The 22,894-nt window shown below is 39.5% G+C and carries 21 protein-coding genes, 1 tRNA gene and 1 pseudogene; 15 read left to right on the forward strand and 8 right to left on the reverse strand.

Translation table 11 applies throughout. From position 1 onward, the window contains the following. Positions 1 to 6 precede the first annotated feature (6 nt). The 4 genes from F886_RS15215 to F886_RS15230 form a co-directional block, all read right to left on the reverse strand. Positions 7 to 720: an ABC transporter permease gene (locus F886_RS15215; RefSeq protein ID WP_005307068.1), complete on the reverse strand. Its 714-nt coding sequence runs from the start codon at positions 718 to 720 to the stop codon at positions 7 to 9. Beyond that, positions 717 to 1,406: an ABC transporter permease gene (locus tag F886_RS15220; protein ID WP_005307070.1), complete on the reverse strand. Its 690-nt coding sequence runs from the start codon at positions 1,404 to 1,406 to the stop codon at positions 717 to 719. Before F886_RS15220 ends, F886_RS15215 begins: the two co-directional genes overlap by 4 nt. A gap of 91 nt (positions 1,407 to 1,497) precedes the next feature. Then, a complete protein-coding gene (locus F886_RS15225; RefSeq protein ID WP_005307073.1) occupies positions 1,498 to 2,283 on the reverse strand; it encodes an ABC transporter substrate-binding protein in 786 nt (261 codons plus the stop codon). 172 nt (positions 2,284 to 2,455) lie between these two features. Next, complete coding sequence (locus tag F886_RS15230) at positions 2,456 to 3,484, reverse strand: LysR family transcriptional regulator (RefSeq protein ID WP_005307076.1); 1,029 nt, start codon at positions 3,482 to 3,484, stop codon at positions 2,456 to 2,458. A 201-nt stretch (positions 3,485 to 3,685) separates the two neighbouring features. Between F886_RS15230 and adeF the strand changes: the two genes are divergently transcribed. From adeF to F886_RS15245, 3 genes are read left to right on the forward strand one after another with little or no spacing between them, the layout of a single operon-like run. Beyond that, positions 3,686 to 4,906, forward strand: a complete 1,221-nt coding sequence (gene adeF / locus F886_RS15235) for a multidrug efflux RND transporter periplasmic adaptor subunit AdeF (RefSeq protein ID WP_005307079.1) — start codon at positions 3,686 to 3,688, stop codon at positions 4,904 to 4,906. A 6-nt stretch (positions 4,907 to 4,912) separates the two neighbouring features. After that, positions 4,913 to 8,092: a multidrug efflux RND transporter permease subunit AdeG gene (gene adeG, locus F886_RS15240; protein WP_005307082.1), complete on the forward strand. Its 3,180-nt coding sequence runs from the start codon at positions 4,913 to 4,915 to the stop codon at positions 8,090 to 8,092. 12 nt (positions 8,093 to 8,104) lie between these two features. Then, positions 8,105 to 9,580, forward strand: a complete 1,476-nt coding sequence (locus F886_RS15245) for an efflux transporter outer membrane subunit (RefSeq protein WP_005307084.1) — start codon at positions 8,105 to 8,107, stop codon at positions 9,578 to 9,580. Between the two features lie 62 nt (positions 9,581 to 9,642). Here F886_RS15245 and glyA read toward each other — a convergent pair whose 3' ends face one another. Continuing rightward, on the reverse strand, positions 9,643 to 10,896 hold the full coding sequence (gene glyA / locus F886_RS15250) for a serine hydroxymethyltransferase (protein ID WP_005307088.1): 1,254 nt from the start codon (positions 10,894 to 10,896) through the stop codon (positions 9,643 to 9,645). 61 nt (positions 10,897 to 10,957) lie between these two features. Here glyA and F886_RS20600 point away from each other — a divergent pair. Beyond that, positions 10,958 to 11,119, forward strand: a pseudogene (locus F886_RS20600) (hypothetical protein). 23 nt (positions 11,120 to 11,142) lie between these two features. On the opposite strand, the gene F886_RS15255 reads toward F886_RS20600, so the two are convergent. After that, positions 11,143 to 12,372, reverse strand: a complete 1,230-nt coding sequence (locus F886_RS15255; RefSeq protein ID WP_005307091.1) for an alpha/beta hydrolase — start codon at positions 12,370 to 12,372, stop codon at positions 11,143 to 11,145. Between the two features lie 249 nt (positions 12,373 to 12,621). Here F886_RS15255 and F886_RS15260 point away from each other — a divergent pair, with 249 nt between their 5' ends. The 11 genes from F886_RS15260 to F886_RS15315 all read left to right on the forward strand — a co-directional run bounded on the left by F886_RS15260 (position 12,622) and on the right by F886_RS15315 (position 21,786). Beyond that, positions 12,622 to 13,308, forward strand: a complete 687-nt coding sequence (locus tag F886_RS15260) for a 3'-5' exonuclease (protein WP_005307096.1) — start codon at positions 12,622 to 12,624, stop codon at positions 13,306 to 13,308. A 147-nt stretch (positions 13,309 to 13,455) separates the two neighbouring features. Further along, positions 13,456 to 14,088: a hypothetical protein gene (locus F886_RS15265; protein ID WP_005307099.1), complete on the forward strand. Its 633-nt coding sequence runs from the start codon at positions 13,456 to 13,458 to the stop codon at positions 14,086 to 14,088. 101 nt (positions 14,089 to 14,189) lie between these two features. Beyond that, positions 14,190 to 14,266 (forward strand) — tRNA-Arg (locus F886_RS15270). A 117-nt stretch (positions 14,267 to 14,383) separates the two neighbouring features. After that, positions 14,384 to 15,319, forward strand: coding sequence for an ABC transporter ATP-binding protein (locus F886_RS15275; RefSeq protein ID WP_005307103.1), 936 nt, complete (start codon positions 14,384 to 14,386; stop codon positions 15,317 to 15,319). Further along, positions 15,316 to 16,089 (forward strand): ABC transporter permease, encoded by a 774-nt coding sequence (locus F886_RS15280; protein WP_004791025.1) that lies wholly within the window; start codon positions 15,316 to 15,318, stop codon positions 16,087 to 16,089. The genes F886_RS15275 and F886_RS15280 overlap by 4 nt, the downstream gene beginning before the upstream one ends. After that, positions 16,086 to 16,898 carry an NADPH-dependent 7-cyano-7-deazaguanine reductase QueF gene (queF, locus tag F886_RS15285; RefSeq protein WP_005307106.1) on the forward strand — a complete coding sequence of 271 codons (813 nt, stop codon included), beginning with the start codon at positions 16,086 to 16,088 and terminating at the stop codon, positions 16,896 to 16,898. The genes F886_RS15280 and queF overlap by 4 nt, the downstream gene beginning before the upstream one ends. A 24-nt stretch (positions 16,899 to 16,922) precedes the next feature. Then, a complete protein-coding gene (locus F886_RS15290) occupies positions 16,923 to 17,573 on the forward strand; it encodes a hypothetical protein (protein WP_005307108.1) in 651 nt (216 codons plus the stop codon). Positions 17,574 to 17,700: 127 nt separating this feature from the next. Beyond that, complete coding sequence (gene rodA / locus F886_RS15295) at positions 17,701 to 18,843, forward strand: rod shape-determining protein RodA (protein ID WP_005307110.1); 1,143 nt, start codon at positions 17,701 to 17,703, stop codon at positions 18,841 to 18,843. Positions 18,844 to 18,862: 19 nt separating this feature from the next. Then, entirely contained in the window at positions 18,863 to 19,864 is a 1,002-nt protein-coding gene (mltB, locus tag F886_RS15300) for a lytic murein transglycosylase B (RefSeq protein WP_004791015.1), read from the forward strand. A gap of 289 nt (positions 19,865 to 20,153) precedes the next feature. Beyond that, positions 20,154 to 20,765, forward strand: a complete 612-nt coding sequence (locus tag F886_RS15305) for a septal ring lytic transglycosylase RlpA family protein (RefSeq protein ID WP_004791014.1) — start codon at positions 20,154 to 20,156, stop codon at positions 20,763 to 20,765. Positions 20,766 to 21,336: 571 nt separating this feature from the next. After that, entirely contained in the window at positions 21,337 to 21,786 is a 450-nt protein-coding gene (locus F886_RS15315; protein ID WP_005307114.1) for an Mpo1 family 2-hydroxy fatty acid dioxygenase, read from the forward strand. Between the two features lie 43 nt (positions 21,787 to 21,829). Here F886_RS15315 and F886_RS15320 read toward each other — a convergent pair whose 3' ends face one another. After that, positions 21,830 to 22,147, reverse strand: a complete 318-nt coding sequence (locus tag F886_RS15320; RefSeq protein WP_005307117.1) for an AzlD domain-containing protein — start codon at positions 22,145 to 22,147, stop codon at positions 21,830 to 21,832. Position 22,148: 1 nt separating this feature from the next. Next, positions 22,149 to 22,865, reverse strand: a complete 717-nt coding sequence (locus F886_RS15325; RefSeq protein ID WP_005307120.1) for an AzlC family ABC transporter permease — start codon at positions 22,863 to 22,865, stop codon at positions 22,149 to 22,151. Positions 22,866 to 22,894: the final 29 nt, after the last annotated feature.

Genomic DNA, 22,894 nt, shown 5'->3' on the forward strand with positions numbered 1-22,894 from the left:
TATCTCCTAATGATTCGATGGCTTTAAAAATGCCAACCAACGTTTTTCCAACTTACGAAATATCCAAATCAAAATAAATGCCAACATCGCATATAACACCGCTGCAATTCCAAAAGCATTGAAGGTGTCATAAGTTGCCGCATTTACATCACGCGCAATTTTTAAAATATCTGGAACAGTTGCTGTAAATGCAATGGTTGTCGCATGCAACATCAAAATGACTTCGTTACCGTAAAATGGCAAAGCACGGCGTAACATCGATGGAATGATAATACGTGTGTAGAGTTTCCATTTTGACATTCCAAAAGCTTGGGCAGCTTCAATCTCGCCATGTGGAATAGAACGAATCGCTCCTGCGAAGATTTCAGTCGTATATGCACCAGTATTGAGCGCGAATGCCAAAATGGTGCAATTTATGCCCTCTCGAAAAAATGCATCGAGCGTCTGATGTTCATGGACGTAATCAAAGCTGTAAATACCTGAATAAATAATCAGCAATTGGATGTACAGTGGTGTGCCACGAAAAACGTAGGTAAACAACCAAACTGGACCACGCAACCAAAGATTTTCTGATACTCTTGCAAGTGATAAAGGCACAGCAAGCACAAAGCCAATACCAATAGAAAGCACCAATAACCAAGCAGTCATCGCGACACCGGTCATTTGTAAGCCATCGGTCCAAAGGTATGCCTGCCAATATTGTTGAAGGATTTCAATCATAATTGTCCCTTCCTCACACCAGCAGAATAACGACTTTCAAGCCACATTAAAATCAGGTTCGAGACGGTGGTAATTGCCAAATAAATCGCAGCAGCCACGATGCTGAAAAAGAACAATTGCATGGTACTTCTACCCGCATCTTGCGTAATTTTTACGATGTCAGTCAGGCCAATAATGGAAACAAGTGCGGTTGCCTTAATCAAAACCTGCCAGTTGTTACCAATACCCGGCAATGCAAAACGCATCATTTGAGGGAATAAAACACGTCGAAAAACCTGCCAAGGGGTCATACCATAGGCCTTTGCTGCTTCAATTTGACCCGTTGGAACCGATTGAAATGCACCACGAAAGGTCTCGGTAAAATATGCACCATAAATGAACGCTAAAGTAATCACACCAGCCACGAATGGATTGATATCAATCTGGTCCATTTGCAGTGCTTCAGTAATTTGGTTTAAACCTAACTGCAAGCTATAAAATAACAGCAGCATAATTACTAAATCAGGCACACTACGAATGAGCGTGGTATATGCAGTCGCAATATAGCGTAAAGCTTTAATATTAGAGAGTTTTGAACTCGCACCAATTAAGCCAATAATGACAGAAAGCAAAAGTGACAACAGCGCAAGCTGTATGGTCATCCATGTTCCGCTGAGAAGGAGTGGCCCATAGCCAGATAAAAACATGACTCATCTTCTCCTTAAAAACAATATCTAATATTGATGAGATGAGAATAGATTTTAAAATGTCGGCACTAAGCCGACATTTTTCACATCATTAGTAAATGTTAAAGGAGAAATATTTTTTCTCGAGTTTCTTGTATGTGCCATCCGCAATGATTGCTGCGAGAGCTTTGTCAATATTCGCTTTCAAATCTGCATCTTCTTTGCGTAAACCAATCGCTGCGCCTACACCCAGTGTTTTTGCATCAACCACATTGCTGCCGACAAAAGTAAAATTTTTGCCTTTTGGTTGTTTTAAGAAAGCACCATCAACCATGATTGCATCTTGTAAAGTTGCATCTAAACGACCAGACATCATGTCTTGGTAAATCAAATCTTGGACTGGATAAGGTACAACGGTTACACCTTTTGTTGCCCAATAGGTTTTAGCATAAGTTTCTTGAATTGTGCCCTGTTGTACCCCTACACGCTTACCTTTCAATGATGCAGCTGTTGGTAATAACGGTGAGCCTTTTTTTGCAACCATACGCGTTGGCGTGTTGTAGATTTTGCTACTAAACAAAATTTGTTTCGCACGTTCATCAGTCACCGTCATTGATGAAAGAATACCATCAAATTTTTTCGCTTTAAGTGCTGGAATCATCCCATCAAAAGAGTTTTCAACCCAAACACATTTGGCTTTGAGTTTTGCACAAATAGCATTACCCAAATCAACGTCAAAACCAGTTAACTTGCCATCTGGTGTTTTATATTCAAATGGTGCATAAGAGGACTCAGTACCAAAACGAATCACCTTCCAATCCTTTGCTTGAACATTCGTCGCAACAGCAGCCAAAACTAAGGTTGTTGAAACGAACATTTTTTTCATAAAGCTTGCCATCTTGAAGCTTCTCCTTAAAATCCAAATAAGGTGATAAAAACTTGAGTAATTAAATTACTCTTCTGCCGAAATAATTGCAATTTCTATACCAGTAAATTAAGGATTTATGAAGATATCAAAACAGCGGATCGTATTACCTCATTAAATGTTGAAAAATCACTCAAATTTTAAGTTAGTTTTTGAGTGTGTAAGCCTCTGCCATATTTTCATTTTGAACCAATGTCCGAATGGTGTATTCATGGTTATGCTCTTTGGCACTGGCAAATTCACATTTTTGATCTAATGACATTGAGCAACCACTCAGCAATGGACAACCTGCAAATAATTCGGCTACCCAGTCAACAAAAACACGGACTTTAGGCGATAAATGACGGTTTTGTAGATAAACGACTGATATTGGCATAGGTGCAGGCAACCATTCAGTCAATACCTCCCTAAGCGCACCAGACTCTAAATGTTTTGCCACCATATAATATGGACATTGAATTAACCCAAAGCCCTGTACTGCCAAATCAATATATGAATCACCATCATTGACAGAAACGCGCCCTTTCACGCCAACGCTGTGAATTTCCCCATCAACCATAAAATCCCAGTCGATATTGCGTCCGGTACGACTATTAAAGTAATGCACGACTTGGTGTTTTTGTAGATCATTAATAGTTTTTGGTTCGCCATGTTCCGCCAAGTAACGTGGTGCAGCAACCGTCACACACTGAATTGTTCCGATACGACGTGCCACCAAACTTGAATCTTTCAACTGACCAATACGAATGACACAGTCCACAGCATCTTGCACCAGATCTACGGGGCGATCACTCATTCCAATCACCAAATCAATATCAGGATATTTAGAATGAAAATCACACAGCATCGGAATCAGAATCAACCGCCCGATTGAAGCTTTAACATCAATGCGCAGTCGTCCTCGAGGTCCACGTTCTGAATCATGAAAAGTCGATTCAACGTCTTCGACATCGGCTAAAATTCGTGCAGTACGTTCATAATAAACCGCACCATCTGGCGTCAAACTGAGTTTACGGGTGGTTCGGTTTAATAAACGAACCTGTAAATGTTTTTCTAAACCCTGAATGGTTGTAGTCACAGAAGCACGCGGTAGGCCTAAACTGTCAGCCGCTAAACTGAAACTATTTGTTTCGACAACTTTGTTAAATACTTTCATGGCATGAAATAGATCCACACGCACACTCCTATCAATTAATGCATTTTTTCATTCAAACACATCAATTGTTATAAAAATACGAATAGTGTTATCAAATTTAATATATTTATTCGTGATTGACAAACTTTTATGCTCCGTCCATTCCATAAACCCTGTTTCTCCCATACGGACCATAATTAAAAGTCTGAAAACAGGTATCCAAATAAGTAGGAGCACCTCATGTCATTTTCCCGCAAACAGTTTGCGCTGTCTGCCATCTTTGTCGCCATTTTGGCAACGGGTGGCAGTTTTATGTTTTTACATGAACATGCCGATGCAAAAGCTGCACCGACCACAGCTCAACAAGCTGCTACTGTTGATATTTCTAATGTCATCAGCAAAACCATTACCGATTGGCAAGAATATTCCGGTCGCTTAGAAGCCATTGATCAAGTCGATATTCGGCCACAGGTTTCAGGTAAACTCACTTCCGTACACTTCAAAGATGGCAGTCTGGTTAGAAAAGGCGAATTACTTTTTACCATTGATCCGCGTCCTTTCGAAGCAGAACTCAATCGTGCCCAAGCTCAACTCGCTTCAGCAGAAGCACAAGTGACTTATACAGGTTCTAATCTTTCTCGTATTCAACGCTTAATTCAAAGTAATGCTGTATCACGTCAAGAGCTAGATCTAGCTGAAAATGATGCACGCTCAGCCAGTGCCAACCTGCAAGCCGCTAGAGCAGCTGTTCAATCTGCACGTTTAAATCTTGAATACACGCGCATTACTGCACCAGTCAGTGGTCGAATTTCTCGTGCCGAAGTGACTGTGGGCAACGTGGTCTCTGCTGGCAACGGAGCACAGGTTTTAACAAGTTTGGTGTCTGTATCTCGCCTTTACGCATCTTTCGATGTTGATGAACAAACTTACCTGAAATACATCAGTAATCAACGTAATTCAGCACAAGTTCCTGTCTATATGGGACTTGCCAATGAAACTGGGTTTTCTCGTGAAGGAGTCATCAACTCAATCGACAATAACCTAGATACAACCTCAGGTACGATTCGTGTCCGCGCAACTTTCGACAATCCAAACGGAGTTTTATTACCGGGTTTATATGCTCGAATCCGTCTGGGTGGTGGTCAACCTCGTTCAGCAATTTTGATTAGTCCAACCGCGGTCGGGGTCGATCAAGATAAGCGTTTTGTTGTGGTAGTCGACGCTAAAAATCAGACCGCTTACCGTGAAGTAAAACTTGGCACACAACAAGATGGCTTGCAAATCGTAAATAGCGGATTACAAGCGGGTGACCGTATTGTTGTAAATGGTTTACAGCGGATTCGTCCGGGTGACCCTGTTACCCCGCATCTTGTTCCAATGCCAAATGCACAAATCACTGCGAGCAGCACTACTCCTCAACCTCAGCCAACAGAAAAAACATCAACTCCGGCAAAAGGTTAATCACATATGAATATTTCTAAATTTTTTATTGATCGGCCGATCTTTGCTGGTGTGTTATCAGTATTGATTCTACTTGCCGGTTTACTGTCGGTATTTAAATTACCTATTTCAGAATATCCGGAAGTTGTTCCACCATCTGTGGTGGTACGTGCTCAATATCCGGGTGCAAACCCGAAAGTAATTGCTGAAACTGTTGCTTCTCCGCTTGAAGAATCCATCAACGGCGTTGAAGACATGCTGTATATGCAATCTCAGGCAAACAGTGACGGTAACTTAACCATTACGGTGAACTTTAAGCTTGGTATTGACCCAGACAAAGCTCAGCAATTGGTTCAAAACCGTGTATCTCAGGCCATGCCTCGCTTACCTGAAGACGTACAGCGTTTAGGTGTCACTACGTTAAAAAGCTCACCTACTTTAACTATGGTTGTACATCTGACTTCACCAGATAATCGCTATGACATGACCTACTTACGTAACTACGCGGTGCTCAACGTAAAAGACCGTTTGGCACGCTTACAAGGTGTAGGTGAAGTCGGTTTATTTGGTTCGGGTGACTACGCAATGCGTGTATGGCTCGACCCACAAAAAGTAGCGCAACGTAATCTCACAGCAACTGAAATTGTGAGTGCAATCCGTGAACAAAACATTCAAGTTGCAGCAGGTACCATTGGTGCATCGCCAACAAATTCTCCTGTACAACTTTCAGTGAACGCTCAAGGGCGTTTAACGACTGAGCAAGAATTCTCAGATATCATTTTAAAAACTGCTCCTGATGGCGCTGTTACCCGCTTAGGTGATGTTGCACGCGTTGAACTTGCAGCTTCACAATATGGCTTGCGTTCATTACTCGATAATAAACAAGCGGTTGCTATTCCAATTTTCCAAGCGCCAGGCGCTAATGCTTTGCAAGTTTCGGATCAAGTGCGTAGCACGATGAAAGAACTTTCAAAAGATTTTCCATCTTCAATTAAATACGACATTGTTTACGATCCAACCCAGTTCGTACGTGCCAGTATTAAAGCGGTTGTTCATACCTTGCTTGAAGCGATTGCACTAGTTGTTGTGGTTGTGATTTTATTCTTACAAACATGGCGTGCTTCAATCATTCCATTACTTGCTGTACCAGTTTCAATTATTGGTACATTCGCGCTCATGCTTGCTTTTGGTTACTCGATCAATGCGCTTTCTCTGTTCGGGATGGTACTTGCCATCGGGATTGTGGTCGATGACGCCATTGTCGTCGTCGAAAATGTCGAGAGGAATATTGAAGCAGGCTTAAGCCCAAGAGATGCAACTTATCGCGCGATGAGAGAAGTGAGCGGACCGATTATTGCCATTGCTTTAACGCTTGTTGCCGTGTTCGTTCCACTTGCCTTTATGACAGGCTTAACAGGGCAATTTTATAAACAATTTGCCATGACTATTGCCATTTCAACTGTTATTTCGGCATTTAACTCTCTTACACTATCTCCTGCTTTAGCCGCCATGTTACTGAAAGGACATGACGCTAAACCTGATGCATTAACACGCCTTATGAACCGTGTATTCGGACGTTTCTTTGCGCTGTTTAACCGCGTATTTACCCGTGCGTCAGACAACTATGGTAAAGGCGTAAGTCGTGTTATCTCTCATAAAGCATCGGCAATGGGTGTATATGCTGCTCTTCTGGGCTTAACTGTTGGTATTTCTTATATTGTTCCGGGTGGCTTCGTACCCGCTCAAGACAAACAATATTTGATTAGCTTTGCTCAATTACCAAACGGCGCTTCATTAGATCGTACCGAAGCAGTCATTCGTAAAATGAGTGACACCGCACTTAAACAACCTGGTGTAGAAAGTGCAGTTGCCTTCCCTGGTCTATCAATTAACGGTTTTACCAACAGCTCAAGCGCTGGTATTGTCTTTGTGACCTTAAAGCCATTCGATGAACGTAAGGCCAAAGACTTATCTGCAAATGCAATTGCTGGTGCTCTCAACCAGAAATATTCAGCCATTCAAGATGCCTATATTGCGGTTTTCCCACCACCACCCGTGATGGGCTTAGGAACCATGGGCGGCTTTAAACTCCAACTCGAAGACCGAGGTGCCTTAGGCTATTCAGCCTTGAACGATGCTGCACAAAACTTTATGAAAGCAGCACAATCAGCCCCTGAGCTTGGTCCAATGTTCTCAAGTTACCAAATTAACGTACCTCAACTAAACGTAGATCTGGACCGTGTAAAAGCCAAACAGCAAGGTGTTGCAGTAACAGATGTTTTCAACACCATGCAAATTTATTTAGGTTCTCAGTACGTTAACGACTTTAACCGCTTTGGACGTGTTTATCAGGTTCGAGCCCAGGCAGATGCCCCTTTCCGTGCTAACCCTGAAGATATTTTGCAGCTTAAAACTCGCAACAGTGCTGGACAAATGGTGCCGTTATCTTCATTGGTGAATGTAACTCAAACTTATGGCCCAGAAATGGTAGTGCGTTACAACGGCTACACATCAGCCGATATTAACGGTGGCCCTGCACCGGGTTATTCATCTAGCCAAGCAGAAGCTGCGGTTGAACGTATTGCTGCTCAAACTCTACCACGTGGTATCAAGTTTGAATGGACAGATTTAACTTACCAAAAAATCTTGGCTGGTAATGCAGGACTCTGGGTATTCCCAATTAGTGTATTGCTCGTGTTCTTGGTACTGGCTGCTCAATATGAAAGTCTAACTTTGCCTTTAGCTGTAATTTTAATTGTACCAATGGGGATTTTGGCAGCTCTGACGGGTGTTTGGCTAACAGGTGGAGATAACAACATCTTTACCCAAATTGGTCTGATGGTGCTGGTCGGGCTGGCCTGTAAGAATGCCATATTAATTGTCGAATTTGCACGGGAACTCGAAATGCAAGGTGCAACTGCCTTTAAAGCAGCTGTTGAAGCAAGTCGTCTACGTTTACGTCCAATTTTAATGACTTCTATTGCATTCATTATGGGTGTAGTCCCACTTGTTACCTCAACTGGTGCAGGTTCTGAAATGCGTCATGCCATGGGTATTGCGGTGTTCTTCGGCATGATCGGTGTAACGCTGTTTGGTTTGTTCCTGACCCCTGCCTTTTATGTCCTGATTCGCACATTGAACAGTAAACATAAATTGCATTCGGCAGCAGTTCATGAAGCACCTTTATCTACCCCACATGATCATTAAGGAGGATATTTGATGGCTACAACAAAACAAAGCTTATTATTGTCCTCACTCATGGGAAGCCTGCTGCTTGCAGGCTGCTCTTTGGCTCCAGAATATCAACCTGCAAAAGTGATAGTTCCAGTCAAATTTAAAGAGTCTGACCCAAAACTTGAAGACAATAATTGGAAAATTGCCCAACCTGCCGATCAGCAGATTCGAGGTGAGTGGTGGCGTGTTTTTAATGATGCTAAATTGAATGAGCTAGAACAACAAGCCATTTCTGGAAATCAGAGTCTTAAAGCGGCAGCGGCCAATATTCAGGCTTCACGTGCATTACGTTCCGCAGCACAAGCTGAACGTTTACCAAGTATTGGTGCTGGCTTTGGCCCAACTCGTCAAAAACCCTCTCCTGCTTCATTGGGTTTAGATGATAACGCTCATACATCTGCACAAACCTTATGGCGTGCTCAAGCGAATGTTTCATATGAGCTCGATTTATTTGGTCGTATCGCCAGTAGTGTCAATGCAGCAACAGCTGATGTACAGCAACAAGAAGCTTTATATCAGTCGGCACTTTTAGCTTTACAAGCAGATGTTGCCCAAGGTTACTTTCTCATTCGTCAGCTTGATGCTGAACAAGCAATTTATAATCGCACTATTAAATTGCTTGGCGAGACACGTGACTTAGTTCAAACACGTTTTAGAAATGGCTTAGTCAGTGAATTAGATGTTTCTCGCGCACAGACTGAACTGGCTACCGCCCAAACCAATGCACTGAACATTGCTCGTAATCGAGCTAATGCAGAGCATGCACTTGCAGTATTGTTAGGCAAAACACCTGCTGATTTTAGCTTGGCAATTGAACCTTTAACTGCAAACAGCCTCCGTTTGCCAGCCGGTTTACCTTCAGCTTTACTTGAAAGAAGACCTGACATTGCTGCTGCCGAGCGTGCGATGGCAGCAGATAATGCGCGTATTGGAATTGCACGTGCTGCTTTCTTCCCAAAACTAGACCTGACAGGGGCACTCGGTTATGAATCATCAACTTTAGGTGATTTAGGTAAATGGTCGAGCCGTACATTCTTACTTGGTCCAGTCGCAGGCACTATTTTATCTTTGCCATTATTTAACGGCGGACAACGTAAAGCAGGAGTCACTCAAGCGCGAGCTGCCTATGAAGAAAGCGTCGCAAACTATCGCCAAACTGTACTGAACGCATTTCGCGAAGTTGAAAATGGTTTATCTGACCAAAGAATTCTCGATCAGCAAATTCAGGCTCAAAGCCAAGCGCTATCTTCTTCTCGTCATGCAAATCAGCTTTCTCATCTACGTTATCGAGAAGGTGCTATTAGCTATCTTGATGTGATTGACTCGGATCGGACTATTTTGCAACAAGAGCAACTTTCTGCACAGCTTAACGGCGCTAGAATGATGGCTAGTGTAAATTTAATCCGCGCATTAGGTGGTGGCTGGCATAGTTTCGCGTCATCGGTAAAATCTGAAAGTTAATTCTTATCTAATTAACTTGATATAAAAAAAGCGCCATACGGCGCTTTTTTTATATTTACAACTTATTGTGCGTATACAGGGAATTTTGCACAAACAGTTTCAACTTTCGCTTTTACATCAGCAATAACTTTTTCGTCACCTTTGCTGTCAATCACGTCAGCGATCCAATCAGCAAGTTCGCGAACTTCAGCTTCACCGAAACCACGAGTTGTTACCGCTGGAGTACCGATACGGATACCAGAAGTCACGAATGGAGAACGTGGGTCATTTGGAACTGAGTTTTTGTTCACAGTAATGTGAGCAGCACCTAACCAAGCATCAGCCTCTTTACCAGTTACATCTTGCTTGATTAAAGATAACAAGAATAAGTGGTTTTCTGTACCACCAGAAACAACGTCATAACCACGAGCAATTAACACTTCAGCCATAGCTTGAGCATTTTTCACAACTTGTTGTTGGTAAGCTTTAAACTCATCAGACATTGCTTCTTTGAAGCAGATTGCTTTAGCAGCAATCGCATGCATCAATGGACCACCTTGGTTACCAGGGAATACAGCTGATTGAAGTTTTTTCTCGATTTCTTCATTCGCTTTCGCAAGGATTAAACCAGAACGTGGACCACGAAGTGTTTTGTGAGTCGTAGTTGTAGTTACGTCAGCAATTTGAACTGGGTTTGGATATACGCCAGCAGCTACAAGACCTGCAACGTGAGCCATATCAACAAAAAGGTAAGCGCCAACTTTATCCGCGATGTCACGGAAACGTTGCCAATCTACAACACGGCTGTAAGCAGAGAAACCAGCAACGATCATACGTGGCTTGTGCTCTAATGCTAAGCGTTCAACTTCTTCATAATCGATCTCGCCAGTTTCAGCGTTTAGACCATATTGAACTGCATTATAAGTTTTACCAGAGAAGCTTACTTTAGCACCGTGAGTCAAGTGACCACCGTGAGCCAAGCTCATACCTAAAACAGTATCGCCTGGGTTAAGAAGTGCTAGATAAACAGCAGAGTTAGCTTGTGAGCCAGCGTGTGGTTGAACGTTTGCGTAATCTGCACCAAAAAGTTCTTTAGCACGATCAATCGCCATTTGCTCAATGATATCCACATATTCGCAACCGCCATAATAGCGTTTACCTGGATAACCTTCTGCATATTTATTCGTAAGTTTTGATCCTTGCGCTTCCATCACAGCAGGAGAGCAATAGTTTTCAGAAGCAATTAACTCGATATGTGCTTCTTGACGCTCACCTTCAGAAGCAATTGCTTGAGCTAATTCTGGATCAAATTCAGAAATGGAAATATTGGCAAACATTAGCGGGGGTCCTATAAAATTAGGGCTTTTAAGCCGTGCTAAGATTGCGACATATTGTAGCATGAACTTTATAATTAAACAGAATGAAGTTAGCTCAGTTTTAAATAAAAATGGCTCAAGTTTTATAAAAAATGAGCCATTGTTTATAAATCAATAAAAAAGCTGCTTTAAAGCTTATATTTTAAACTTTTTCATCATTCACTTTAGCTTACAAGAAGGTTAAAAATACTTTAAATATCAATAACTCTATTGTGCTGTTAGCAAAGTCTGAACATTCCCAACAATGTTGTCTACATTACTACTCATCGCCGTATTATGGTCCCAGTTACCAGTCACATAACTATTAATTTTAGTACCTACGACAGTGGCATTAGATATCAAAATATCTGTAGCTACTTTAGGAACTGTTGTATCTGCTAGCCCCTGATAAATGATGACTGGTGTAGATACTTTTGCCTGTAAAGGTTGAGAATCTTTATCTAAGAATGTTTTAACCAAGGGTACTGCCATAAAGTTAGGTTGCGTACGTGTGTAACCATCAAGTGTCCCACCATTAGCTTTTTTATAATCATCCATAGCTTTTTTAAAAACATCTTCCAAAGGCCCAGCACAAATTGTTTCTGCTTGTGCGGCAATACCTGAAATTTGTGAAGTAAATACTTGTCCATAATCAAAGCTCGGCTGTGTGTTGCGAATACCTGCGGTAACCAAAGCCGTATAGGTATCAAGCTGTGCATAGGTTCCAATTTTAACCCCTATTGGTTGATTCGCAACTTGTGCCTCTCCAGCCACTAAAATAAAACCTAAATTAGAAGCAGGTGCTACCGCTACTGTACCTTTATAGTCTAGCTGAGCACGACTTGCATATTGTGCAGCGCTCAACGCAGCATGTCCCCCTTGTGAATGTCCGACTGTCAGCCATTTTTTTGAAGTTAATAAATTACGCTGTGATAAATAGTTACGTGTTGCAACCACGGCATCAGTAATTGAATAAGCTTCACTTTTAACATTTAAAAATGGATGTATACCTGCTGTGCCTAAACCTTCATAGTCAGGTGCAACAACAACATAACCAGCTGCAAGTAACTTACTAATTAAATCTTTTGTACTGTCTGTTAAAGCTGCTTTACTTGGTGCACAAGCATCTGCAACACCCGTAGTGCCATGTGCCCAAACGACAATTGGCCAACCGCCTGCTGGTGCTGGTGTATTTGGTGTGAATACCAAACTAGTTGCCTGTACTTCCTGGCCACTTTGACCTAACATTTTATAGGTCAAAATACTACTTTCAGCAGCAACTGATCCTAGGTTGGTGCTCGTGTAAGCATCTACTTTAACCACTGGGTTTTGAATATTATTGGTTGGAGTACCAGATGGATTAGTACTTACTGGGCTGTCATCGCTACTTCCTCCACCACATGCCGTCAACAATAAACTTGTGCTAAGAACACTGGTCATGAACAGTTTCATTTTCATTGGTATATCTTCCCTTAAATTCCATTTTTGTTTTGCTTTAGTTTTTTAATCAACATTTTCTAATGTCTTAAAAACAATTACGCCTAATCTTTATTTTTCGCAAGTTCTATTGGATGAAATTAATCTATGAAAACTTTATTTTTAATATAAATTGACGTTCTCGCTACTTTATAGCCTCACTTCATGTTTTAAAGTAGATAGCCAACTGTTACCATTCATAGCTACTTGTTATTGTTTAAAGGGCCAGTTATGCAAACCATTATTTTAGATACAGAAACACATACACTAAATGGTTTGCCTATTGAAATTGCATATGCCCCGATCGAAATTAATGAAGGCAAGCTCACCTTAGATAAAAGCAAATTGTTTGATCAGCTCTATCAAGTCGGTGCCCCTATTTCCTACGCCGCTATGGCAGTTCACCATATATTAGAGTCAGATTTAGAAAACCAGCCTCACTATAAAACGTTTAAATTACCAGAGAGCACGACTTATATTATTGGTCACAATATTGATTACGATATTGCCGCAATTGCGCGTTGCGGTGTAGATGTATCGAATATTAAACCGATTTGTACTTTAGCTTTAGCGCGTAAAGTTTGGCCTGAAGCAGAAGCACATAATATCTCCGCCCTCATCTATATGATTTCTCAAGGCAGCAGTAAAGCTCGTGAATTACTCAAAGGTGCACACCGTGCCGATGCAGATATTATTTTGACTGCTAATATTTTGATGCATATTGTCTATCATTTAAATATTCAAGATATTGAAGAGCTATACCGAGTTTCTGAAGAAGCACGTATCCCCACAACGGTTAACTTTGGTAAGCATAAAGGCACAGCAATTGCTGAACTTCCTAAAGACTATATTCAATGGTTATTACGCCAAGATGAGCTTGATATTTACCTTCGCAAAGCATTAGAAAGTGTACTTTAATGACTTAAATAGATGATATTCATCAATTCTTCATCATATTGTCATTTTTGAGTTTTATGGTTAACCCCATTTATATTTTATTAAAAACAGCACTGTTCAACTCAGAAAATTGAACAGTCTGATTTATGTATATATTGGGGAAACATAATGGCTGGTTTTTATAGAACCAATTTAGGAAGAGTTGCACTTCAACAACGCAATATTGTTTTAAATGCAAAACAAAGGCGTTTATTACTCTTGATAGACCATGAGGATTTTCAAAACTTAAATGGTGAATTTAAAAAACGCATTGCTTCTCCGGAATTGATTCAACAACTTGTCGACTTAGAACTTATTGCCCCAGCTGCCTCTACAGAAACATTAACTGATGAAGAAATTATTTTAAAAACCTCACAAATAAATAAAGTAGAAGAAAATCAAAAAGAATCTATTGGTAGCTCCATAGCACATTCCCCGAATCTTGTTGGAGAAATCCAGCTTTCCGAGCAAAAAACTTTAGATCAGTCCAGTACTACATATTTTCAACCAGTAATATCTTCTAAGGCTCTTTCTTTCGAAGAAATACAACTATTAATGATGAAAACGCTTAGCAGTTATTGCGGACTAATGACTAAACCACTTGTTCAAAGAATAGAGAAAACGACTACAATACAAGAACTTAAATTATATCAGATACACTGGATTACAAATTTACAAGAATCACGCATTCCCCCTCAGGAACTTGCAAGTGCTTTACGTACAATTAACTATTCAATTCAGCTTCTTCAAGAAAGTATATAAAATATTGAACAACTTGCTGTTTAATTAAGCATTAAAGTCACTTGGCACGTATTTCGTGCTTTACCTGCCAGTGTTTTTTTCCTATGATGTGCCCCACGCATGCGCTCGTAGCTCAGTTGGATAGAGTACAGGTTTCCGAAACCTGGGGTCGTGGGTTCGATCCCCGCCGGGCGCACCAGCTTTTATATAATAACTTCATAAATTTATCTCAATTTTATAAAATTCCGACTATTTTACTTGGTTTATTAATCATTATCGCTCAAAATATACCCCTCTTTCATAATGTGAGAATTTCATGACTGATGCTTTGGTTTTAAGAGATTTGTCCAAAACATATCGTAATGGTTTTCAGGCGTTAAAAGGTATTAACCTCACTGTGCCTGAAGGTGAATTTTATGCGTTGTTAGGCCCAAATGGTGCCGGCAAATCAACAACCATTGGTATTATCAGCTCCCTCACGAAAAAAACCTCAGGAACAGTTGAGATTTTTGGGCACAATCTCGATACCCATCCATCTCTGGCAAAACAGCAGCTTGGCGTCGTTCCTCAAGAATTTAACTTTGGACAGTTTGAAAAAACATTCGATATTTTAGTCACTCAAGCTGGCTATTATGGCATCCACAAAAAGATTGCTGAAAAACGTGCTGAACATTATTTAGAAAAGCTTGGCCTGTGGGAAAAACGTAATATACAAGCACGTATGCTGTCTGGTGGTATGAAGCGTCGTCTGATGATTGCCCGTGCCATGATGCATGAGCCTAAGCTTCTTATTCTAGATGAACCTACTGCTGGTGTAGATATTGAATTACGCCGTTCTATGTGGGATTTTCTGACTGAAATGAACGAAAGCGGTACTTCTATTATTTTAACGACCCACTATTTAGAAGAAGCAGAAATGTTGTGTCGTCAAATTGCGATTATTGACCGCGGTGTAATTAAAGAAGATACCAGCATGAAGAACTTCCTTAATCAGCTCAATGAAGAATCATTTATCTTCGATTTAGCAGAACCAATTGGGCCGCTTCAGTTAAATATTATTGGTGTAAAGTTTAACTTAATCGATAGCAATACATTAGAAGTAACGATGGATAGAGCGCATACATTAAATGACCTATTCCAGCTATTAGAATCTCAAGGTATTCGTGTTCGTAGTATGCGTAATAAATCGAACCGTTTAGAAGAGTTATTTGTCAAAATGGTCGAGAAAAATCTTGAAGGAGAGGCAAAATGAATTTTAGCCAACTGCAAATTGCTCTCTGGACCATAGTTCGTAAAGAAGTACGCCGTTTTCTACGCATTTGGCCACAAACCTTATTACCACCTGCAATTACAATGAGTTTGTACTTTGTGATTTTCGGTAATTTGGTAGGTTCACGCATTGGACAAATGGGTGGCGTGAGCTATATGCAATTTATTGTGCCCGGTTTAATTATGATGGCGGTCATTACCAATAGTTATGCCAACGTTTCTTCAAGTTTCTTTAGTGTGAAATTCCAAAAAAGTATTGAAGAACTCATTATGAGTCCCGTGCCACTCCATATCATTTTATGGGGCTATGTAATTGGCGGTATTTGCCGTGGTGTATTAGTAGGTGCAATTGTGACTGCAATGAGCATGTTCTTTACTGACCTTTTCATACACAACTGGTTCGTAACTATATATACAGTCTTAATTACATCGGTTCTTTTCTCATTAGGTGGTTTTATTAATGCAGTCTATGCAAAATCATTTGATGATATTTCTATTATTCCCACCTTTGTTCTTACACCCTTAACTTATTTAGGTGGTGTGTTTTATGCCATTAGTGCACTTGGTCCTTTTTGGCAAAAACTTTCTTTAATTAACCCTATTGTTTATATGGTTAATGCTTTCCGTTTCGGCATTTTAGGTCATAGTGATGTGAATGTTTCATTCTCTTTAATCATTGTGACATCATGCTGTGTTGTACTTTACGGAATTGCTTACTATTTACTTGCTCGTGGTTCAGGAATGCGTGAATGAGTGTCGAACAGTCTTTATTGGGTAAAGAAACCCAATATCCAACTAATTATCAACCTGATGTTTTATTTCCAATTGCCCGTGCTCAGTCTCGTGAAAGCTATTCACATATTGAAGGCATTACTCAAGGTAAAGATTGGTGGCATGTTTTTGAAATCTCATGGTTAAACGCTCATGGTATTCCACAAGTTGCGATTGGCAGAATTACACTGCCCGCTTCTTCACCGAATTTGATTGAGTCAAAGTCATTAAAACTTTACTTCAATAGTCTTAATTTCACTCAATTTGATTCGAAAGAGTCATTCATTGAAACGGTTGAAAAAGATCTCTCAGATGCTGCGGGTGCAAAAGTTGAATTAGCCTTATTTCAGGTTGATGATTTAGAGATTTCTAAACCTCAAGGCATTTGTATTGATGACCTTGCGCCAGAACGTTTAGAACAACATCCTGATGCGACTCTTTTAAAACGAGATGAGTCTGGTGAAGAAGTTGAAATTGAGCTGTATTCTCATCTTTTGAGAAGTAACTGCCCAGTCACGGGACAGCCGGATTGGGGTACAGTTTTTATTCGTTTTAAAGGCAAAAAACCTTGTTATCGTAGTGTTTTAGCTTATATTATCTCGTACCGTCAGCATAACGGCTTTCACGAACAGTGTGTTGAACAGATCTTTGCCGATATTTGGCAAAATCTAGAGCCTGAAAAACTGATGGTTTATGCAACTTATACTCGTCGCGGCGGACTTGATATTAACCCTTGCCGAGTATCGGATCTTTCATGGATGCCAAAACCGATTCGATTGGCACGACAATAAAACGAATAATTTGAGGATACACCCATGCCGTTTTTTGGTTTTACCCCTTCTGAAGGCTTATTGAACGATATACAAACTGGAATTGCGAATAAAAATTCTAGCGAACCTTTATATCCACTTCGCGATAAGATTGCTTTACAACTTAATGAAGAGATTATCGATAATGTCTTAATTCAGTTAGTTCAACATTTTCCAGCAAGTGAAAAGCGCGATACTGCCGAAAAACTAGCAGGCTATGTCAAATCAACTGTTGCTGTTCTTTTAAAGCAATTGTTAAGCAAAGCACCAAATGATGTTGTTAAACAATCAGTAGAGTTTTCTGAAAAAAGCTTATTTAAAGACCCACAAGGCCAATATAAAGTAGGCGTAAATTTAGATGCAGGTTTAGTAACTAACCTTAAGCATAACTTTACTGAACTTGAAGCAGGCAATGACATTAATAAAGCTGCTTTAGCCGAGTTATATAAACAATTCGGCGATGCCATGATTAAACACTTCATGTCTGATTTTAATAAAACATTAGACCTTGGCATGATTAAGCGTAAAGCAGCCGATATTGGTGCAGCAGCTGTAACAAAAGCTGTTCACATTGCAATCGACAAATTGATTCCAAGCTTAAATCGTACTGAACTAAAAGCGATGGCTGAATATCATGATGGTTTATTCTTTAACTAATGAAAAATAGACTATCGGAAACCTAGCGAAAGCTAGGTTTTTTTATTGCAAAATATTGATATACATTGCCATTAACCAAGTTTATGTTAGCATGCGCCAAGCACTGATTGACCTTAGTTAACGCCGCATGTCTCCTAGTCCGCAATATAAATTTTTACGCCAAGCTCCTCGAGATGGTCTTAGCACTGCTATGCAACCTTCAAAGTGGCAACAACTCCATGTTGACCCTTGGCTATGCCTATTTCTGCTCTTAAATGCGCTATTAGGTTTAACCGTACTATATAGTGCTTCTGCACAAGATGTGGGGTTAGTGAGTAAACAAGCCATGAGTTTTGGTATTGGCTTTTTAGTGATGTTTGGTCTAGCCCAAATTCCGCCAAAGGTCTATCAAGCTTTTTCACCCTATTTTTATTTATTTGGCTTATTTTCACTTTTGGCAGTCATGATATTTGGTGAAGTCCGAATGGGTGCTCAGCGCTGGATTGATATTCCCGGTTTCGGAAGTGTCCAACCCAGTGAATTCATGAAAATCGGCATGCCCATGATGATTGCCTGGTTTTTAGCACGTAAACCACTTCCCCCTAGTTTTTCACAAGTTGTTTTATCATTAATGTTAATTGGTATTCCTTTTTTACTGATTGCAGAACAACCTGACTTAGGGACATCACTTTTAGTATTAGCAAGCGGTATATTTGTTTTATTTTTAAGTGGACTATCGTGGCGTATGATCGGTGCTGCAGGAGCCTGTGCTGCGGTGGTCATTCCGATTGCTTGGGAATTTCTTTTACACGACTATCAACGTCAAAGGGTTTTAACTTTACTTGATCCAGAGGCAGATGCGCTCGGTACAGGTTGGAATATTATTCAATCTAAAACTGCAATTGGTTCTGGTGGTTTTTCAGGTAAAGGATTTCTTGAAGGTACCCAATCACATTTGCACTTTTTACCTGAAGGTCATACCGACTTTATTATTGCTGCGTACTCCGAAGAGTTTGGGCTCATCGGTGTACTTATTTTAGTGATTCTTTATTTTGCTATTATTTTTAGAACATTCCAAATCGGTTTACAAAGCTTCCATAACTATGGACGTTTAGTTGCTGGCGCCTTTGGTTTGTCTTTTTTTGTTTATGTATTTGTAAATGCGGGAATGGTCAGTGGTATTTTACCTGTAGTAGGTGTTCCCTTACCTTTTATGAGTTATGGTGGAACAGCTATTATTACTTTAATGGCCACCTTTGGTTTAGTCATGTCCATTCATACACATCGATAATCTGGAATTTTAAAACGATATGTTGTCTCAACACTTAAATAAAACTTTAAAAATGCTTGCTTTATGTACTGGTTTAATCAGTACAAGTCACTTCGCTCAGGCCAACGATTTTGCAACACATCCTGATTATGTAAATTTTAAACAAAAAACGATGAGCGCTTATGGGTTAAGTGGCGATCAAGTTGATGCAGCTATGAATGGTGCAAAAAATTTACCAAACATTCTAAATATTATGACTCGTCCAGGTGAAAGCAAACCTTGGTATGACTATCGCTCTATGTTTTTGGTTGAAGGGACAATTCAACGTGGTGTCCGTTTTAAAAACCAATATGCAGATGCTTTAAACCGTGCTGAACAACAATATGGTGTATCTCAAGCTGTTATTTTGGGTATCTTGGGTGTTGAGACAGGTTATGGCGCAAATAAAGGTTCATTTATTACACGTGATGCATTAGCCACACTTGCTTTTGGCTACCCTCGCCGTGCTGAATATTTTGGTGATGAACTTGCTGCTCTTATTGCATGGACCTATAAAGAAGGTTACCCAACAAGTAGTATTGTAGGTTCCTATGCAGGTGCAATTGGCTATCCACAATTTATGCCGAGTAATATTAGTAAATATGGGGTCGATTATGATGGTAATGGACACATCGATTTAAGAAACTCTGCAGAAGATGCAATCGGTTCAATCGCAAACTACTTAGCAAAACAAGGATGGCAACGCGATCAACCTATCGGGTTTATGGCACGTTACACAGGGTCAAATCCAGACAGTGTTATTGCTAAAGATTTAACTCAACCTTTTCCATATGGTGCATTAAAGACACTCGGGGTTTCACCTTTAAATCCTTTAGTTAAAATTGATGATCTGGATATGGTGAATGTTATTCAATTACAAGACTATAATGGTCCAATTTACTATTTGACTTATCCAAATTTTCAAGTAATTACGACCTATAATAAGAGCCGTATGTATGCTACTGCTGTATGGTTATTAGGCACTGAAGTGGCTAGCCGATAGGCTAGCTTTTTTATAAGTTATGTAAAAGTCAATAAATATTTTTGTTAAATAGATCACAATACGCACAAATTTAATATCTTGTTACACTTTTGATCATTTTTTAACCCATAACTGTAAGTTTTTGCCCTTTTTGTAACTATTTCTCGTTAAAGACTAGACACTCTCCGTAAGCGATGAATATTATCCACCCCAATGTAGCAATTGCAAAAGTGAATAATAAGACATGTTCACTTTAAATTTCAGTCAATCGCTGAAAGAAAAAAGTACATGTTCTCAGGAGTTTATACAAATGCAGTTATCGCTGAAATACGTTCTTGCACTGACGGCTAGTTTAAGCATAGCCCCATTGCACGCTGAAATGGTGCAATCTTCATCATTAAATAGTGATGTAGATGGTTCTAATTTAGCAGCTCGTGTATTGAGTAAAGATACTCAAAATTTTAATTCTCGTTTTTCTAACATTAACAGTCTTTCAATCACTGAACGTTCTGGCGATCAAATCCGTCGTCAAGCTATCGCAGCAAAAATTGAAATCCCTGAAGATGAGCCTTCAGTGATTGAAAAACTTAACACAGTAGCTTCAAACACTGTTCGTAAGTTTAGCCAAACTGGCATGGCTTCATGGTATGGTCGTCAATTCCATGGACGCAAAACAGCAAGTGGTGACACATTCGATATGAATGCCCTTACTGCTGCTCACCGTAGCCTACCGTTGAACTGTTACATCCGAGTAACGAATAAAGACAATGGTAAAAGTGTGGTTGTAAAAGTAAATGACCGTGGTCCTTTCCATGGCAATCGTGTACTTGACCTCTCTTACGGTGCAGCTAAGCGTCTTGGTATTACCAATGCTGGAACTGCAAAAGTTAATATTGAGCGCGTTGATGGTCCAACTTCATAAGTTATAGACTCTAGAGCTCATGTAAAAAGCCGCAATTTTTTCTGCGGCTTTTTTATTTTTTCAACTATGAAAATAATTCCCAGCTTAAGGTAAAAAAATTATCTTTTTTAACCCTTCTCCAACCCCAGTTTTGAATGTTTTTTAAACAAAAAATTGCATTTATTTTATCAAAGTCTATTTCGCTTCTAAATTGCGCTTAGAGCGACTTTAATAAATTTGCGCTACCCTAGTACCATTTTTCTAAAATCAGGGCTATTTATGGCGTTTTTAGAGTAGATGAGTAGAGCTTTTTCACACAATTTTCCCACCCATCTCAAAATTACACTTTTTTTGATGTTTTCATCATTGAGCAACACAGAAAAAATATTATGAAATATTGCATTCTTTTTTGAGTTCAAATGGACTCTTTTTTCAATCATCGCCACATTATTTTTTCTTCTACCCCTTCCTCAGTTTTTACTGCCAAGTTGCTATAGTTGAATAGTGTTGGTTTCTTGTCGAACTCCTCCAGAACAGGCTAAAATATATCCAGAAAAAATAAATCAAAGTTAAAACAAGGAGTGTGCCATTAATGAAATCCCTTACAGAATGGTTTGACGAATATAGCGAAAGCCATCAAAACCCAACCAATAAACAAATTCACTGGCTCTGCGTTCCTGCCATTTTATTCTCTATTATTGGAATCATTGCCCATTTCAGCACCTTGCTCACTGCTCTACTACTTGTACTCTCTTTAGTATTTTATGCTCGTTTAGATCTTGTACTTGCTGTTGCAATGGCAGCTTTACTTGTTGTTATGGCATGGCTCATTTACACCCTACCTGTAGGAGTAGGATTTTATATTGCTATTTTTGTGATTGCTTGGATCGGACAGTTCTATGGTCATAAAATTGAGGGCAAAAAGCCATCGTTCTTTAAAGATTTACAATTTTTACTCATTGGCCCCGTCTGGTGCATGGATGCTTATCTAGGAAAAATCTTACCTAAATGGAAAAGTAGACAAAAACACGCTATATCCTAATTATTGAATTAAAGCTGGATCAGCTCAATTCAGCTTTTACATTTTAGTAATTTATTAGAAAATTTATAAAATAGAAAAAAACCAAACTAGCGATAACACTTAAAAGCACTTTCTTCAGATAAAAGGCAATCACAATACAAAAGATTGCTGCATAAATATAAGGATTATCAATAATTCCTTTTAAATTATCGCCATCAAAAAAAACAACTGGAATACAAATTGCTGTTAATAAACAAGGTGCAGAATAATTAAGCATCTTATTCATAATAAGCGGCAATTTAATTTTAACAGTGGGTTCCAAAAAATAATAACGATTAAAAAAGACGATTGCTGCCAAACCTAAAATCATAAACCAAGACATATTATTGCTCCTTACTTATTTTTTCAGTTAACACAGCAACCAACATCCCGATTAACCCTGAAAGTAAAATCGCTCCTTCCACTTGATAAAATTTAAAGAAAAATCCGCTTAAACAAGTCATTAGCACACCAGTAACTACAGGCACCCCCTTACATAGCGGCACGATCATGGCAATAAAAATAGCCACAATTGAAAAATCTAAATGATAATTTAATAAATCTGGAATCACTCTTGCTAAAAGTATTCCAACCAAGCTAAAAATTACCCAGAATAAATAAAAAGACAGGCCTGCACCCAACAGATATTCTGGCTGTCTTTTTTCACCGGATGCACATACCGCAAATAATTCATCCGTTAATAAAAAACCCAAACTTAACCGTTTCGAAAGAGACAAAGCAGAAATGTCATTTCTTAAAGTTAATGCATAAATAAAATGCTGAGCCGTTAAAAAGAAAATCGTCACATAAATTGTAAAAGTAGATGCCCCTTCCATTACCATGCTTAAACTAACTAATTGAGCTGCTCCAGCAAAAACAATTCCCGACATCGCAAGGGCTTTATAAAAAGATAAACCTGCATGAATTGCCATAGAGCCTGCCAAAATTGCCCACGGAATAACAGAAATTGACAAGGGCAAAATATCCATTGCACCACGTAAAAAAAGATAGGGTGGCTTATTTTTTGGAAACCTCACCAACTCATGAAGCTGAATATTCATATATAAAATCCAAGATAAAAGATCTCTCT

The sequence above is a fragment of the Acinetobacter sp. NIPH 542 genome (assembly GCF_000369825.1).
GTDB lineage: Bacteria > Pseudomonadota > Gammaproteobacteria > Pseudomonadales > Moraxellaceae > Acinetobacter > Acinetobacter oleivorans.

What these genes read in the sequence shown, in the direction of transcription:
- F886_RS15215 (WP_005307068.1), bottom strand. Translation starts at nt 720, where the DNA reads ATGATTGAAATCCTTCAACAATATTGGCAGGCATACCTTTGGACCGAT.
- F886_RS15220 (WP_005307070.1), bottom strand. Translation starts at nt 1,406, where the DNA reads ATGTTTTTATCTGGCTATGGGCCACTCCTTCTCAGCGGAACATGGATG.
- F886_RS15225 (WP_005307073.1), bottom strand. Translation starts at nt 2,283, where the DNA reads ATGGCAAGCTTTATGAAAAAAATGTTCGTTTCAACAACCTTAGTTTTG.
- adeF (WP_005307079.1), top strand. Translation starts at nt 3,686, where the DNA reads ATGTCATTTTCCCGCAAACAGTTTGCGCTGTCTGCCATCTTTGTCGCC.
- adeG (WP_005307082.1), top strand. Translation starts at nt 4,913, where the DNA reads ATGAATATTTCTAAATTTTTTATTGATCGGCCGATCTTTGCTGGTGTG.
- F886_RS15245 (WP_005307084.1), top strand. Translation starts at nt 8,105, where the DNA reads ATGGCTACAACAAAACAAAGCTTATTATTGTCCTCACTCATGGGAAGC.
- glyA (WP_005307088.1), bottom strand. Translation starts at nt 10,896, where the DNA reads ATGTTTGCCAATATTTCCATTTCTGAATTTGATCCAGAATTAGCTCAA.
- F886_RS15255 (WP_005307091.1), bottom strand. Translation starts at nt 12,372, where the DNA reads ATGAAAATGAAACTGTTCATGACCAGTGTTCTTAGCACAAGTTTATTG.
- F886_RS15260 (WP_005307096.1), top strand. Translation starts at nt 12,622, where the DNA reads ATGCAAACCATTATTTTAGATACAGAAACACATACACTAAATGGTTTG.
- F886_RS15265 (WP_005307099.1), top strand. Translation starts at nt 13,456, where the DNA reads ATGGCTGGTTTTTATAGAACCAATTTAGGAAGAGTTGCACTTCAACAA.
- F886_RS15275 (WP_005307103.1), top strand. Translation starts at nt 14,384, where the DNA reads ATGACTGATGCTTTGGTTTTAAGAGATTTGTCCAAAACATATCGTAAT.
- F886_RS15280 (WP_004791025.1), top strand. Translation starts at nt 15,316, where the DNA reads ATGAATTTTAGCCAACTGCAAATTGCTCTCTGGACCATAGTTCGTAAA.
- queF (WP_005307106.1), top strand. Translation starts at nt 16,086, where the DNA reads ATGAGTGTCGAACAGTCTTTATTGGGTAAAGAAACCCAATATCCAACT.
- F886_RS15290 (WP_005307108.1), top strand. Translation starts at nt 16,923, where the DNA reads ATGCCGTTTTTTGGTTTTACCCCTTCTGAAGGCTTATTGAACGATATA.
- rodA (WP_005307110.1), top strand. Translation starts at nt 17,701, where the DNA reads ATGTCTCCTAGTCCGCAATATAAATTTTTACGCCAAGCTCCTCGAGAT.
- mltB (WP_004791015.1), top strand. Translation starts at nt 18,863, where the DNA reads ATGTTGTCTCAACACTTAAATAAAACTTTAAAAATGCTTGCTTTATGT.
- F886_RS15305 (WP_004791014.1), top strand. Translation starts at nt 20,154, where the DNA reads ATGCAGTTATCGCTGAAATACGTTCTTGCACTGACGGCTAGTTTAAGC.
- F886_RS15315 (WP_005307114.1), top strand. Translation starts at nt 21,337, where the DNA reads ATGAAATCCCTTACAGAATGGTTTGACGAATATAGCGAAAGCCATCAA.
- F886_RS15320 (WP_005307117.1), bottom strand. Translation starts at nt 22,147, where the DNA reads ATGTCTTGGTTTATGATTTTAGGTTTGGCAGCAATCGTCTTTTTTAAT.
- F886_RS15325 (WP_005307120.1), bottom strand. Translation starts at nt 22,865, where the DNA reads ATGAATATTCAGCTTCATGAGTTGGTGAGGTTTCCAAAAAATAAGCCA.